Source organism: Pseudoalteromonas sp. G4, assembly GCF_028875915.1.
GTDB lineage: Bacteria > Pseudomonadota > Gammaproteobacteria > Enterobacterales > Alteromonadaceae > Pseudoalteromonas.
This window is the reverse complement of the sequence record NZ_JAPEHW010000009.1, coordinates 35562-51502: the sequence shown is the minus strand read 5'-3', so window position 1 is coordinate 51502 and position 15941 is coordinate 35562. Positions and strand designations below refer to the sequence as shown.

General features: G+C 37.0%; 13 protein-coding genes. 5 read left to right on the top strand and 8 right to left on the bottom strand.

Going from position 1 to position 15941, the window contains the following annotated elements; genetic code table 11:
- The first annotated feature begins 28 nt into the window (after window positions 1-28).
- From ON073_RS05415 to ON073_RS05405, 3 genes are read left to right on the top strand one after another with little or no spacing between them, the layout of a single operon-like run.
- Window positions 29-1252 (top strand): paraquat-inducible protein A, encoded by a 1224-nt coding sequence (locus ON073_RS05415; protein WP_274760848.1) that lies wholly within the window; start codon window positions 29-31, stop codon window positions 1250-1252.
- Window positions 1249-2904, top strand: coding sequence for an intermembrane transport protein PqiB (pqiB, locus tag ON073_RS05410; RefSeq protein WP_274760847.1), 1656 nt, complete (start codon window positions 1249-1251; stop codon window positions 2902-2904). Before ON073_RS05415 ends, pqiB begins: the two co-directional genes overlap by 4 nt.
- Before the next feature lies 1 nt (window position 2905).
- Window positions 2906-3511: a PqiC family protein gene (locus tag ON073_RS05405; RefSeq protein ID WP_274760846.1), complete on the top strand. Its 606-nt coding sequence runs from the start codon at window positions 2906-2908 to the stop codon at window positions 3509-3511.
- Here ON073_RS05405 and ON073_RS05400 read toward each other — a convergent pair.
- The 6 genes from ON073_RS05400 to ON073_RS05375 all read right to left on the bottom strand — a co-directional run bounded on the left by ON073_RS05400 (window position 3486) and on the right by ON073_RS05375 (window position 11174).
- Entirely contained in the window at window positions 3486-3980 is a 495-nt protein-coding gene (locus tag ON073_RS05400; RefSeq protein WP_274760845.1) for a GNAT family N-acetyltransferase, read from the bottom strand. The two genes, ON073_RS05405 and ON073_RS05400, sit on opposite strands and share 26 nt — an antisense overlap.
- Before the next feature lie 60 nt (window positions 3981-4040).
- Window positions 4041-4889, bottom strand: a complete 849-nt coding sequence (gene yghU / locus ON073_RS05395; RefSeq protein WP_274760844.1) for a glutathione-dependent disulfide-bond oxidoreductase — start codon at window positions 4887-4889, stop codon at window positions 4041-4043.
- On the bottom strand, window positions 4889-5284 hold the full coding sequence (locus tag ON073_RS05390; RefSeq protein WP_274760842.1) for an MAPEG family protein: 396 nt from the start codon (window positions 5282-5284) through the stop codon (window positions 4889-4891). The genes yghU and ON073_RS05390 overlap by 1 nt, the downstream gene beginning before the upstream one ends.
- Window positions 5285-5543: 259 nt before the next feature.
- Window positions 5544-7241: a lysophospholipid acyltransferase family protein gene (locus ON073_RS05385; protein ID WP_274760840.1), complete on the bottom strand. Its 1698-nt coding sequence runs from the start codon at window positions 7239-7241 to the stop codon at window positions 5544-5546.
- Between the two features lie 126 nt (window positions 7242-7367).
- Complete coding sequence (locus ON073_RS05380) at window positions 7368-10253, bottom strand: insulinase family protein (protein WP_274760838.1); 2886 nt, start codon at window positions 10251-10253, stop codon at window positions 7368-7370.
- Between the two features lie 159 nt (window positions 10254-10412).
- The gene (locus ON073_RS05375; protein ID WP_274760837.1) at window positions 10413-11174 is read right to left on the bottom strand and encodes a peptidylprolyl isomerase; all 762 of its coding nucleotides are present in this window, start codon (window positions 11172-11174) and stop codon (window positions 10413-10415) included.
- Between the two features lie 233 nt (window positions 11175-11407).
- Between ON073_RS05375 and ushA the strand changes: the two genes are divergently transcribed.
- Window positions 11408-13003, top strand: a complete 1596-nt coding sequence (ushA, locus tag ON073_RS05370) for a bifunctional UDP-sugar hydrolase/5'-nucleotidase UshA (RefSeq protein WP_274760862.1) — start codon at window positions 11408-11410, stop codon at window positions 13001-13003.
- 60 nt (window positions 13004-13063) lie between these two features.
- On the opposite strand, the gene ON073_RS05365 is transcribed toward ushA, so the two are convergent.
- Complete coding sequence (locus tag ON073_RS05365; RefSeq protein ID WP_274760836.1) at window positions 13064-13945, bottom strand: hypothetical protein; 882 nt, start codon at window positions 13943-13945, stop codon at window positions 13064-13066.
- 40 nt (window positions 13946-13985) lie between these two features.
- Window positions 13986-14837, bottom strand: a complete 852-nt coding sequence (locus ON073_RS05360) for a hypothetical protein (protein WP_274760835.1) — start codon at window positions 14835-14837, stop codon at window positions 13986-13988.
- A 207-nt stretch (window positions 14838-15044) separates the two neighbouring features.
- On the opposite strand from ON073_RS05360, the gene ON073_RS05355 reads away from it, so the two are divergent.
- Complete coding sequence (locus ON073_RS05355; protein WP_274760833.1) at window positions 15045-15896, top strand: S1/P1 nuclease; 852 nt, start codon at window positions 15045-15047, stop codon at window positions 15894-15896.
- Window positions 15897-15941: the final 45 nt, after the last annotated feature.

Here is a 15941-nt window from a genome sequence, read left to right as displayed (position 1 = left end):
ACTGAAACGACAACAAATAAGTGGCTTCATGGAAATACAACTCGCATGTCATCATTGCGATCAACTTGTCAGCATCCCTGAATTAAATCATGGAGAGCATGCGTATTGCCCAAACTGCCATACTCTTTTAAGTCGTACCATTGAATACCGCAATCAAAAAGTCGTCGCTCTGAGTATTAGCTCTCTTATTTTATTGTTTAGTGCACTACTTTACCCTTTTATTTCATTTAGCAATCAAGGCCTAAGCCAGACTATAAGTTTATTAGATGCAGCTAAAATCTTATTTTATCAAGATAACTTTTTTGTTGCTGCATTAATTGATGCAACCATTATCGGTTTACCTTTTGTATTACTTTCGCTTTTTATCCCTTTACATGCTGGCCTGCTTAAAGTGCTGCCCAAACAAGTTTCTCGCATTTGTTTGAAAACTATTTTTTATTTAAAGCCTTGGGTAATGTCTGAGATATTTCTAATCGGTGTGCTGATCAGTATGATCAAAATTATGGCAATGGCGGAAATTAGCTTTGGTCTTAGTTTTTGGGCTTTTTCCGGTTTTGTTGTCTGTTATTCTCTAACTCTTTATTACTTCGACAGTAACTCACTTTGGCAACAAATTGCTGATCAAGATAAAGTCATTGTGAATTCTGGGGAGGTTCAACGCGCTAAAGAACAAAATTTATCAGCCTGCCATGTTTGCCAATTACTCACAAACGAACCAATTTGCCCACGCTGCAATACAAAAACCAGTGTACGCAATCCACGTCATATTCAGTGGGTGTTAGCATTTAGTATTACTTCTCTTGTTTGTTATCTGCCCGCAAATTTTTTTCCGATAATGCATACTTGGGTGTTTTCAATTGATGAGCCATCAACCATTTTGCAAGGTGTGTTTACCTTGTGGAACATTGGCTCTTACCCCATTGCAATCATTATTTTTATTGCCAGTATATGTATTCCTATCGGCAAACTGCTCACACTATTTTGGTTATGTTATTTAGTATCTTCAAAACAACATATTAGCCAACAGCAAGCCAGTAAAGCCTATGTGCTTATTGAGCTGATTGGTAAATGGTCGATGATTGATGTCTTTGTTGTTGTTATTTTAGTTTCACTTGTACAATTAGGTGTTTTAATGTCGATAACAATTGGTATCGGCGCAATTTTTTTCGCGATAATGGTAATTACCTCAATGATTGCCGCTCAATTATTTGATCCGCGCCTAATTTGGGATAAAAAGAGGCCTTCTGAATGAATCACGCTGCAGCGATTAGTAAAAAGCGTAAACTCTCTCCTATTTGGATAATTCCATTGATTGCGATTTTTGTCGCCTGTTGGATGTTTTATCAATATCACAAAAGTCAGGGTACAAGCATTTATATCACTATGCCTAATGCAGAAGGAGTGATCCCTGGCAAAACTGAAATAAAGGTACGTTCGGTAAAAATGGGCGTAATTGCACAAGTTCGCTTAGCTGATGATCAAACCACGGTCGTTGCCCGTGCGGTAATTGATAAAGATTATGAGCACCTGCTTGACCAAGATGCCAAAATTTGGATAGTCAAAACGCGGATTGATGAATCCGGCATTTCTGGATTAAGTACACTTTTATCAGGTGTTTATTTTGAGTTTTTACCGGGTAACAGCGATACTGAAACACGCCAATTTACTTTGTTAGATACCCCGCCACAGATACCAGACAATATAAAAGGTCAGCGCTACTTACTCACCAGTAAAAATACCAATGTGATCGATGTTGGCACTTCAATTTTTTATAATGGCTATAACGTGGGTCAAATTGAAACTGCAAAGTTTGATTGGCAACAACAAATCATGCGCTACGGTATTTTTATCCGCTCACCTTACGAAAACTTAGTCACTGAAAATGTGGTTTTTTGGATTAACTCTGCAATTGAAGTAGATCTATCAGCAGATGGTATCAACTTTAAAACAAGCTCATTAGCAAAAATGCTCAAAGGCGGCATTTCATTTGGTATTCCTGAAGGTGAAAAGCCAGAAGCTTTAGCGAAACAACAGCATACCTTTAGACTGAGTAGTGATTACAAAAAAGCCCTTGAACATCGTTATGATGAATATGATTACTACGTAATTCCGTTTGAACAATCAATCCGAGGCTTAACCCCTGGTGCGCCTGTAGAGTATCGCGGTATTCGCATAGGTACGGTTGAAGAAGCACCTGCCATGTTAATTGTTGGCGACCGCCCTGCTTATTTTTCAACTGAGAATACTGCGGTACCAGTTAAAGTTAAAATTGAATATAAGCGTATTTTCCATGATGCTAAAATTGCCAAAGAATTTTGGCAAGGCAATGTGGATAGCTGGATTGAAAAAGGGCTAAGAGCATCACTTAAAACCGGTAATTTGCTTACAGGTTCAGTTTATATTGATTTTGACTTATACCAAGATGTAGAGCCCTTTATTGCAACTAAAATGGCTGGTTTAAAAGTATTCCCTAGTACTTCCAGTGGCTTTAGTGTGATGGCAAACCAAGTTTCTGAATTATTAGCAAAATTTAATAACTTGGATATGCAAACACCGTTAAATAGCTTCAATCAAACAATGACAGAATACAATACCTTTGCGGTTGAATTACGTGAATTATTAAACCGTAAAGATACTCAAGTATTACCAAAAGAGTTTAATGAAACACTGGCGCAAGTTGAAGAATCAATGGCCACTTTTGATGAAACCATGCTGCAATTTGAAAAAACCATGTCTGACTATGAGAAAGGCTCGGCTATTTATCACGAACTTAACAGCACGCTTAATCAGCTTAAACAATTGGCAGAACAACTTCAGCCTTTAACAAAAGGCTTAAATGAACAACCAAATATGTTTATATTCGATAAAGACTTACAAACTGATCCTACTCCGAGGAAACAATAACATGTCGCGTTTTTTACTTGTTTCATTTTTTAGCGTGTTACTTATCGCATGCAGTAGTGTTGATCCAATAAGTTACTATCAACTTGACGGTGGTGAATTTGCTAGCAACAAACTGGGTAAAGATGCCCGCGCTAACATTATTGTCAGTAGCCCAAAACTAATTGGCCACCTTGCCAATCGGGGTATTGCTGTTGAAGTCACGCCTTTGCAAATTCAAAGTGCAAATAGCCACCTTTGGAGCAGTATTCCGAGTGAGCTTTTGTTACAGGCAAGTGTTGTCAGCTTGGACACTCAATTAAATGATATGCGTGTTATACCACTACAACTAGAGTCGGCAATTAATGCTCAACTACCTACCTATCGCATTGATTATTATCTAAATAAGTTTCAAGCAACGTTAAATGGCGAAGGTGTTATTGCCGGTGTTGTCACGGTTTATAAGTTAGAACATACAATAGCCAATATTGTTTATAGCCAAGGGTTTACGGAGCAAGTTAAATTAAAAGATGATGGCTACCCAGCTCTGGTTAGCGCATTAAACACAGCTTGGTTTAACACCAACCAAGCTGTTGCCGCTGAAATTAAAGAGCTAGTTGATAAAGGTTAGAGACACCTTCATAGCCCGTTAACGTGAATTGTTTTTCAAACTTAAAACCAAGCTTTTCAAGCACATTAATTGAGGCTTGATTGCTTGGTGAGGTTATTGCGTTTAACTGGGTTAAATTTTCCAAGCCACGAGCAAACGCTATACTCATTTTCGCTGCAGCATCAACATAGCCCTGTTTGGTATATTCATCTAACAACGCATAGCCTAAATCTGGCACTTCAAAGTCTGGCCTTGATACTAAACCACATACACCAACATAACAGTTCAAATCTTTATCTCTGATACCCCAGAGGCCATAACCAAACTCTTTATAGGGTGCAATATACTTTTCTTTTAAATGGGTTAATGCGGTTTCTAAATCAATAACCCCTTTATCGCCAATATTTGCTTTGAAGCTAGGTTGAGTTACCAATTTAAAAATGAATTCAGCATCTGATTCAGTTAATTCACATAGTTCGATATTTTTCACAAAAATCCTTATTACACCACAATGAATACAATATACAACATATGCATTTAGTGCTATAAATCAACCCTTATTTGCAAAGTCTTCTTTACTGTGACGTTCATGTACCTGTTCATTTTCATCACCCCAACTTCGATTAACCATACGTCCGCGTTTTACTGCTGGCCTTGCAAAAACACGTTCAGCCCAAGCAGTTAAATGAGTGTACTCATGCACCGCCAAAAATTCAGCAGCATCATATAAGTCACCGCGTACAAGCACACCGTACCAAGGCCAAATAGCCATATCTGCAATCGTATATTCATCGCCACAAATGTATTTGTTATTAGCTAAATGTTTGTCGAGCAAATCTAACTGACGTTTTACTTCCATGGTAAAGCGGTTAATTGGGTATTCCATTGGCTCTGGTGCATAGGCATAAAAGTGACCGAAACCACCACCTAATGCTGGACCGCTACCCATTTGCCAAAATAACCATGATAAACATTTTGCTTTTAATTGTGGGTTACTGGGTATAAAACAATTATATTTTTCAGCTAAATATAACAAGATAGCGCCCGATTCAAACACAGGCGTTGCAGGCTCTGTGGATTTATCGAGTAAAGCCGGAATTTTTGAATTTGGGTTTATTTCAACAAAACCAGAACTAAATTGAGCGCCTTCCATAATATCGATGATAAATGCATCGTATTCAGCATCTGCAAAACCTTTTTCAAGTAATTCTTCAAGTAAAATAGTCACTTTTACACCATTGGGCGTGGCTAAAGAATATAACTGCAGTGGATGTTTACCCTCAGGCAATTGTTTTTCATGTGTTGCCCCTGAAACTGGGCGATTTATATTGGCAAACTTGCCACCATTTCCCTGTTGCCATTGCCATACCTTAGGCGGTGAGTATTTGTTGTCGTTCATCATATTCCTTGGATAAGTTGAAAATACAAAATGCCAAAACAGCTAATAAGTATACTTAAAAACGTTAAACCCATACCGGAAACTCGAAAGACCAGTTTTTCATGCGCCATACTCACGCCAAAGGCATGTAAAACTCGCCCTGTGAACAAACACATACCAAGTATATGAATAAGCCAGCTAAATGCGCCTAAATACTCAAAACATCCAATTAAAATGATTGCGATAGGTACATATTCTTGAAAATTGCCATGTGCACGCATTTTCTTTTGCAGTAATTTATCGCCGCCGTCTCCGAGTGCAACTAGCACTTTTTTGCGCCGTGATACCGTTGCGACACTTAAGTAAACATAAAGTAAGCCAAGTAATGCTGCGTAGAATGGGATAATAGAAATCACAGGTTAAGCCTCTTAACATTTTTACTTAACCTGACATATTCTTAACTAGATAGCTAGTTTTAAGCTAAATAACCTGAGCTCGGGATAATAAATTACTTTCTAGCAACTATTTTTACTTATTACAGCGTTAAATTTATTTGCAATAGACTCGCTATTGACGCACAAATTTGCCTTGCACTAAGAAAAACTATCAAGCTAGAAAGTATGAAACAACATAGCTAATATATTTCAAATGCTTAGTTAACTTCTTAACCCGAGTTCAGGTTAAATAACGCTTTCGTTTATTGTCTTTCAATTTTGCTAGATCCACTAACACTAGACCATCTACACTGTTATTAAAATCAGGGTCAACGCCAAAACATAAAAACTTCACTCCGCCCTCTTCACAGAGCTCTGTATACTGCTTAAACAGCGTTGGGATAGCCACACCTTGATTAGCAAGCGATGCTTTGAGCGCTTTGAAATCAGTCTTATAATCTGATTTTTGAAATTCCGACTTATCGTTATCATAAAAACGATATGGATTATTAGCCGAAGCAAGCTTTTCTGGACTGCCAAAGTAATTTAAATAAAATGCCACCATTTCATCTTTTGCAGCTGTTGGCATAGTGCCACTCATACTAACAGGGCCAAATAAATAGCGGATTTCAGGATAATGTTTTAAGTAAGCGCCAATACCAAACCAAAGATAATCTAGGCTGCGTTTTCCCCAATACTTTGGCTGTACAAAACTTCTTCCGAGTTCCAATCCTTTTGCAAAATAGGGGGCCATTTCCTTTTCATACTTAACTAACGTGGCAGAATACAGACCTGATGTTTGCGTATCTTTCGTTAACACATCAGCGCGACCAAAACGATATGCGCCCACAATTTCTAATTCGTCTTTATCCCATAAAATAAGGTGAAGATAATCTGAATCATATTTATCTACATCGCGTTTACGGTTAGTGCCCTCACCTACAGCACGAAATGCAATCTCACGTAGGCGACCAATTTCACGCATAATCACGCAGCTTTCAACATGCTCATAAAGATAGATATGTTTACCGTCTTGAGTTTCGCCTAACAGTTCACATTTTTCTTTTAGTAAGCGGCTCAAATTTGCTTTATTTTCTGGTAATGCAATGCCGGTTTGCGTATCAAAGTAGCCCTTTTTACCCTCGCCAATTGCATACACATGCTTTTTAAATAGTTTTACTTGCTGCTCACTTGAAGTATTTGAAAACTCAAATGAACTTAAAGGAATAAGTGCGCCAATGCGTATTGGAAAATTACGCTTTCGCTGTTTAAACATTTCTTCAATAAGTAAAAATGAGGCAAGTGGTTTATACAGCATGGATACGCTGTAAAACATAGGCGAGTTTTTAGCGTCTATATGCATAGGTAAAATGGGGGCTTTATAGGCTTTTGCTATTTTCAAAAAGCCCTTTTGCCAAAAAGTATCCCTAACACCTTGCGGCCGTAATCGCGATACTTCGCCAGCAGGGAATATTAACAGCACACCATCATTACTTAGGTGTTGCTTCATGCTATTAACAGTGATTTTACTAGTGGTGCCTTTAATATTATCAACCGGTACGAGTAATTCTTGTAGAGGCGCTAAACTGTAGAGCAACTGATTTGCCATTACTTTAATATCTGAACGCACTTCGCTGATAAGTTTAATTAATGCTAACGCATCTAAAGAGCCAATTGGGTGGTTTGCTATTATCACTAAACGACCAGATGACGGAATATGGAGTCGTTCGCTATCTCTTACTGAGTAACTAATATCAAAGTAATCAAGCACTTGCTCAACAAAATCTAAGCCCGATAAATGTGGGTAATCTTTTTCAAATTGTTGAAATTCATCTTCGTGCATTAAGTTTTTAAGTAACTTACTGCTCGATTTATACAGTAAAGGACTCGCGGTCAATTGTGGAAATTGCTTTTCTATTACTTGTTCAACTTGGATCATAACATTTGCCATTAAGCTGTTTTAGCCAAGCTTATGAATCAAATGTGACGCTATTATTGATAATATATTGAACAATTATGACGAAAAAAAGGCGAGTATTTACTCGCCTTTTTTCTAATTTACCGATTATTTTTGGTAATCAAGTAAATCATCTGCTTTTGTAAAATCAGTAATAACGGTTTGATTTTCAAGCTTGCCAAATGCTTTGTCAGCAAATTTTGTACCTCGCATTTGAACATTTAAACGCGCTGCATTTTTATTTAACACCGTTTGTTTGTAGAAATCTTTCACATCCTCAAGTGTTACTTTTTCAACTTCTTTAATCAGCTCTGCTTTTGAATCAAAATCAAAATTTTCATCGTACCAGTCTGATAAATACGGTCTTAATTCATCACCTAAGTTTTTAGGTTGCTCATTAAGTTTAATAAGTACCGCATTTTTAAGCTGTGCAAACGTCTCTTCACTGATGGCATCAAGCTCTTTTTTGTATTCAAGTTTGTACTCATCAAAACGCGCTTGCATTTCGCCAGGCCCTTTAACAGGTGTTTGAATATACATGCCAAAGCCAATGTAATCATCTAAGGCTGTACTGAAACCGCCAACAGCGTAAGCAAGTTGTTCTTCTGTGCGTAATTTATCAAATACTTTGTTGCTAAAGTGGCCTTGTAACACTAGACCCTGCGCTTCTTGCTTTTTACCTTTTACAGGGTGCATATGCATATCTACAAGGGCAACGTCAGCCACATCAATATCACGCTGTACTGTAAATACCTGGCCAGGTTTTGGCAACCATGACTTAGCTCGCGTGTATTGGGTTGTGTTAACATCCTTAGGTAGTGCTTTTTCTAAACTAGAAACAACGGTTTTAACGTCTTTCGCGTCATAGTTACCGAACATAAACACGCGTACTTGGTTATTTGTAAGTACGTTATCAATTACCTTGCTTAAATCGCTGATTGAAAGTGATTTTGCTCGTGCAATTAGCGCATTATCTTCATAATTGCCTTGGCTTGTTGCTTTATAAAATGCATCAAATGCTTGGCTATAAGGGAAGTTTTTGCTCTTATTAGCAACACCACGTAAGAATCGGTCTTTCGCTTGGTTAAATTCAAGTTCTGTAGGTGCGATGCGAAGTTCATTCATGCCTGCTACAATCAGCTCACTTTGCTTATCCGTAAAACCATTAACGGTAAAAATAACGCCATTTGAATCAGATAGGCTCATTGACATGCCGCCAACACTGGCCTCAGTGTTTAGCGCTACCACTTTATTACTGTAAAGATCTTGCCAAATTGCTAACAAAATTGAGGTATCCATATCAGTCAGCGTATTTGGGTTATTTACATATACTTTCAGCATGCCTTTTGGCTGATGCGCAAAGTTTTTACTTGCGAATTGCCACACTTTAATGTGATTAGTGTCATGCACTAATTGCGGCTTGGCTTTGATTTCATCGCTTGCGACTTTAAGATCAAAACTTTCTGGTAGTAGACGGTTAACTGCAGGTAAGTTCATTGCCAGTTTTGTTGGTTTTTTCCAACTTGCAATTTCTTCTTTCGTAATATCCGCAATACGATAGTTACCATCATAGAAATGGAGCGTGCTATCAGTTTCTTCTTGCTGACTTACATACCAAATTTTTAAAGTCTCTGGTGTTAGCTGTGCAAGTACATCATTAATTGCTTTTTCGTCAAATTGACCATAGTAGTATGGCGCATTGATAACATGATTTGTTGGATAAACTTGCATTGCACCAGCAAGGTTTGACACATAACCAAATTCATCGCCTTTTTCTAGGAATTTAAACTGGTTATTAAGTGACGTTCTGATCTCGTCAAAATACTTTTTATCAACACCTTTTTCACGAATTAGATCAATGTACTGCATTATGATTGCAACTATCTCATCACGGTGTTTCATACCGTCATCTGTAAGTGTTACATCAATTGAGAATGTACCGTAATTCCCGTAATGGGCTGGTGATGCATTAGCACCTAAACCTGAGATCCACCCTTTTTCACGAAGTAATGTTGCAGGAGTACCCGGCATTTCAGAATAAATCAAATAAGATAAGAAACGGTTTGGTTTAAGCGCAAACTCATCGTTATTATTTTCAATGGTAAAATCAAGCGTAAGCTGTTTTACATCTTTATTTGGCTTGTAGAAAACCTTTTTACCGCCAATTTTTGAAAAATCAACTTGCGCAGTCACACTTGGCTTTTCAATATTTTTGTTTTTAATATCTGAGAAGTATTTATTCGCAAGCGTTTCCATTTCGGCAATTGGTTTGTTGCTTAAAAGCGCCACTTTCATGATATTAGAAGAATAGTATTTATCAAAAAATGCAACTGTCTCTGCATGCAGCTTACTACCTTCTTTATCACCTAATGTTTCAAGATTACCAATTAAGAAGCGGTTGGCTGGATGCTCACCCATCATTTTACGCGCGAGTTTAAACTGACCAAAAAAATCTAGCTCACGGCGCATCGACCATTCAGCATTAACCGCATTTTTTTCTTTTTCAGTGTATTCAGGATACAACTTTGGTGCTTTAAAAAAGTCTGAAAAACGATCTAACCCTTCTTCAAATGCATCGTTATTTGCCTTAAACATGTAGTTAGTAATGTCTAACCATGTATACGCATTATGCGCACCACCATTTTTAGTCATAAATTCAGAGTATTCATTGGTATCTGGAAAGCGCTCAGTACCTAAAAACAGCATATGCTCTAAATAATGCGCCATGCCTTGTTGCGTCATTGGATCATGTAATAAACCAACACCAACACTTAGGGCCGCAGCAGACTTGTCTACATTTGGATCAGAAACTAAAACAACTTCAATTTCATTGCTTAGCTTTAACGTTTTGTATTCACGGTTATCATTTGGACTAACTACTAAGGTATCTGAATAAAGATTCGTCGTATTTGAAGTTGATGAGGCTTGATTGTTTGCGTTGCAGCCAACCAGAACAGCCAGTGCCAATGCACTTAATGTAAGCGCTTTTTTCATAATGGTTCCCTATTAACATATATAAAAAACGCTCTGATCTTTTAAAAAACAGAGCGCTCTTTCATATCACCACTATAAAAAAGCAGTAATTAAATGCAACAGTTAACACATTATATTTGTAACATTTTGTCAATAAAACGTGTCTAAAACTCAATTACATTAATGTGTTGTACGCTTGCGTCTAAATACCAGCAGTCCACCCATAAGTGTTAGTAACGCACCAAAGCTACCGCCTGAATCATTTGAAAGATCAGGTGGCTGAACTGACTCTTTAATTAGAGTATTTTCTTTTGGCGATAAATCACCAAGTGTATTGGTGTTACTATCAATGATCGCAACATGTTCAATGGTAATTAAGCGCTGTGCATCAAGTGTTAAAGTGCCGCTTTTTAAATCGGCACATTGTTCATCGGTAGTATTTACAAGCGGATATTCATTACATTCAAACTTTGACAATTCATCTACAACATCCATACCATTACCAATAACTTGACCAAAAACGGTAAAACCACCATTTTGTAAGTCTAAATTAGCACTATTATCACTTAAATTAATAAACCATTGGCTCGTTGCACTATTTGGATCATTTGCAAGCTTTGCCATTGCAATGGTACCGCGCACATTTGAGTAAACAGGTTCATTAACTACATTGCCATAATTATCTATTGCGTTAAACGTTGAGCCATCAAAGGTATAACCACCGCCCTGTAATACAAAATCAGTAACTAAACGATGATAAACAACGCCATTAAAATCTTCGTTATTAACGTACTTAAGAAAGTTTTCAACCGTTTTTGGCGTGCCTTCATCGAACAAGTTTATCTGAAAATTCCCCTGTGTTGTTTGTACTTCAACAATGGTTGCTTGTGCTGAGCCAACTGAAAGGCCTGCTGCTAATACTGCCATTTTTAGCTTGTTCATAATTTCCCGTGAATATTTTGTTAATTTTTATCGTGCAAAATATTACCTATAAATGGATATAGAAGCTACATAGCAAGGTATTACAGTAACAATTGATAACACTCTTTTTACTTATTCTGCATTTAATTTACTTGAAGCTGCAATCATGCGGACATTTGTCCGCCCCATCGTAATTTTAGCTAGGTAGAATATTCACGTTTTTTCGCTAACAAATGAAATTTACAATGATCAATATGCGAACAAGTTTTGCTTTAGCTGTCACTTTATCTGGTTTTACTACCTTTGCGTCAGCTGCAGCTGAAAAACTAACGGTACTTCACACCAATGACAATCACGGTCGATTTTGGCGAAACGACCAAGGTGAATATGGCATGTCTGCGCGTAAAACACTGATTGATCAGTTACGCAAAGAAGCGAAAGAAAAAAATCACCATGTATTACTGCTTTCCGGTGGTGACATTAACACAGGTGTACCCGAATCAGATTTACAATATGCAGAGCCCGATTTTAAAGGGATGAGTTTACTTGGTTACGATGCGATGGCAATTGGTAACCACGAATTTGATAACCCGCTTGAAGTACTTGATAAACAAATTGCATGGTCAAACTTCCCATTACTATCTGCTAATATTTTCGATAAAAAAACGGGTGAACACGCATACACCCCTTATCACATTATTAAGCGTGGCGATCTTAATATTGCCATCATAGGCTTAACCACTGTTGATACTGCAAAAATTGCTAACCCAGAATACATAGGCAACTTTGAATTTAGAGAGCCTGTGGCTGCAACAGAGCCCCTATTAAGCAAGCTTGAAGCAAAATACCAACCTGATATTACTATTGCAGTAACCCATATGGGCCATTATGTAGACGCTAAACACGGTATTAACGCCCCTGGCGATGTCACTCTTGCCCGTAATCTACCAAAAAACTCTTTAGATATGATTATAGGTGGCCATTCACAAGAGCCGATTTGTATGGAAGGCAAAAACACTGCTAATACAAGTTTTCAACCTGGTGATAAATGCCAACCGGATCAACAAAATGGCACCTGGATCATGCAAGCACATGAATGGGGAAAATATGTTGGTAAAGCAGAGTTTGTCTTTGAAAATAACCAATTAACCTTAGTCGATTATCAGTTAATTCCAGTAAATATGTATCGCGAGGACATAGTTGAAGGTAAAACAGTTAAATCACTGGCTGGTGAGAAAATACCAGAAGACCCTGAAATGCTTGCTTTTTTAACACCTTATCAAGAAAAAGGTGCTGCCAAAATTTCACAACCAATCGGTAAACTAATTGGCCACTTAGAAGGCGACCGTAATAAAGTTCGATTTGTACAAACTAACTTAGGGCGTTTGATTGCCAAAGCCCAAAGTGAAAGTGTTGCTGCTGATTTTGGTATTATTAGTGGTGGTGGTATTCGTGACTCTATTAAAGCCGGTGATGTAAGTTACAAAGATATTTTGCAAGTGCATCCCTTTAAAAATCGTATAACCTACCTTGAACTTCAAGGCCAAGAATTGATTGATTACATTGCAATAGCGGCAAATTTTCCGCCTGATTCTGGCGCATATTGTCAGTTTTACGGTATTGAATATGAAAAAAGTAGTGATTCAATTGTTATTAAATCGATTGCTGGTAAGCCGTTCGATATGTCAAAGCGCTATCGCTTTACATTAAATAGTTATAATGCGGCTGGCGGTGATGGCTATCCTAATGTAACAAACCATGCACATTTTGTTGCCACCGATACAGTAGATGCGGAAGTTTTAAAGAATTACTTCTTAAAAAATTCGCCTATTGATGCGTCAAAGATCTAAATCTGATGAGCATTCAGTTAAGACTCTGAATGCTCAATTTTTCTAAAATTAAAGTCTCAACTATTTCCCAATTACCTCAACTAACTCAGTATCAATTTCTTTCAAACCATAATGATGAAGCTTTGAACGTGACCCTTCACCATGCGCTTTCGGTGGGAAGAACATTTCTTTTAGCTGCAAGTCATCCATTAAGATCTCGTCAAGTGCAGCTCGAATTTCACTTAATGTTTTTTCTAAACTATTTGAGAAATTTGGACGCTTTCGAATGGTATGACCAAGTTCAGTTAAGCGATAAAAGTACTTATTAGATAGTGATACCAGTTCGTCGGGTAAATCTTTATTTTGATTCAATAAAACATCTGGGTGTAAAACACAGTATTCTATTAATGCAGTAAAAAAGCAAAGCGGTTTATTTGCTAGCGGTACTGTTGCATGTGTACGGCTATTTATTAAAAGCTTTTTCTCGAGATCGATAACTAAACGCGCGCGCTCTTCGTTATCCTGTTCAATTGTCACATTTTGCTTTTGTGATTTTAACTTATAGCGATATTCAACTAAAAGATAAAAACCGAACGCTGCAAGCAACGCTGCTACAGAAAAATAATCCCATAACGATGGTTTTTTTACAGAATAGACAAAAGTAATCGTTTTATTGGGCGTTTGAAACGACTTCTTAATTAACTTTCGCGTACTTTCAAAGTTAAATTTATCTGACTGAATTGCTAATAGTTTAGGCTCAAGTGGTAAGTTTTCAATTTGTTGGTTTAAATTTGAAATGTAATTTTCAATTGCTAGCAGGTTACCTGCACTACTCTTACTTGGATCTGGTAATGGTAAACGACTTAAATCCTTAGCGATTCGATTTTCGATAAGTACCGACAAGTTGTTTTTAGCAGAGTTAATACTACTGTATTTTGACAGCGCATAACTAAGCTGAAACACAAAATAGCTTAAACATGCTATTAAAATTATTTTGTTACGACTAACATTCAACATAACTTTCTACATCTTTAAAATAAGGGGATGTTTGGGCATTGGCATGACGATGAATAATGCCATTTATGGCACAGGCTAATTCAGTATTTTGTGTTTCCATTTTAAAATACCAGCGGCTGCCACTCACATTGTTGCTAATTGGCGTAATGTAGTTTTCTAAGAAACGATTCATATCATCTTGCTTCCAGTAAGATGCAATAAGATCGACTTTACCTTCAGCCAACAAATCTCTTAATGCACTATGGGAACTTGCTTGAATAATATCCAAATTATCAACATTGATATTTAATTGTTTGAACAAGGTTCTCGGTAAGATATAGCCTGAACGGCTACTTGGGTAATCTAATAAACCAATTCGCTTATCAATAAAGTATTCTTTTTCGAGGCGCGGTTTCTCATTTAGTGAAATAAAAAATGCTGTGTAATCCGGGTAAGAAAGCAATGTTTTATAATTAAATGTGTACTCACTTTTAAATGCCAGCATTAAATTTTCTTTCGTCATTATTAAGTCGGCATTGCCTCGACCAATAAACTCAAGTGCATCACTCATATCATAACCCCAGTTCAATTTAACCTGACCGAACTGCTTGGCAACTACAGGGTTGTTACAGAAATACGGGATAAGTTGATTTGCTAACTGCTCTGTTGGGACATAAATATGAAATAAATTTTCATTTTCAGATAATTTAGCATCACATTGCTTGTTGACTTCGATAAACAAAGCAAGTTGCTCAGAATTACTTTTATATTGGCTTGCTCCGAGCACGCCAAAAAGCACAATTAATATACAAAAAACAGCAGTTATTACCGCTTTTGAAAACAAAAAGTTATATTTCATTTTTATTGTTAGAATCTAGACCTAAACTAAGCCCTCATTTCATCACGTACATTTACTTATTGCAATAAGTAATTTTATTTAAATATTCTATCTTATTGTTTTATAAGCTTTGTTAACAAGTAATTATGAATCCTAATGAGTCCTTTCTATTTTTGTAAAACTAAGGACAATTAGCCTTGTTGATAACAACTAAACACAATTAAAAAGATGATTAAGCGCATAAGTTCTTTGTTACTCGTTGCTCTAACTTTCACCACTTCTAATGCAAGTGCTTGGAGCCAAAATGGACACCGAATTATTGGCAAAATTGCCGAGAACCATTTAACGATTGAAACTCGTCGTGCAATTTATCCTTTATTACAAGGAGATAAACTTGCTGAAGTTACCACTTGGGCTGACGAAATGCGCTCAAACCCTGCCGACTTTTGGAAACACGAATCGGGCAAGTGGCACTACATCAATATCTCTTCTGCTGCTGAATTCAAACCAAATGAATACCGAATTACCCACAATAAAGGTGAGGTTACTGATATTTACTCAGGTATTTTAAAAGCGGTTGCAGTGCTTGAAAGCCCCAATACTTCTTTAGAAAAGAAACAATTTTACTTCCGATTTTTAACCCACCTTGTTGGAGACATTCATCAGCCTATGCATGCTGGCCGTAGTGAAGATTGGGGTGGAAATAAAATAAAAGTTAAATTTTTTGGTAAAGAAACTAACTTACACTCACTTTGGGATAAAGGATTGGTCGAAAGTGAAAACCTTTCCTACACTGAATTTGTTGAATTTATTGATACTAAAGACCCACAAGTTATTTCTCGCTACTTAGCGTCAGAACCAAAGGATTGGGTACTCGAATCATTTCATATTGCTGAAGAACTTTACGATATCGGCAATGGCGAATTCAAATACCACTATATTTATGAACAGATGCCTGTTGTCAAAGAACGTCTGCTTCAAGGTGGCATTAGATTAGCTGGTTTATTAAATAAAATTTTTGATAAATCTGCAGAAGTTCAAGTTAATGCAATTGGTTATCTTGAACAAAATAATAAGTAATAAAATACAAAACTAACTTTCAAACTTAGTTACACGGGAAACTAC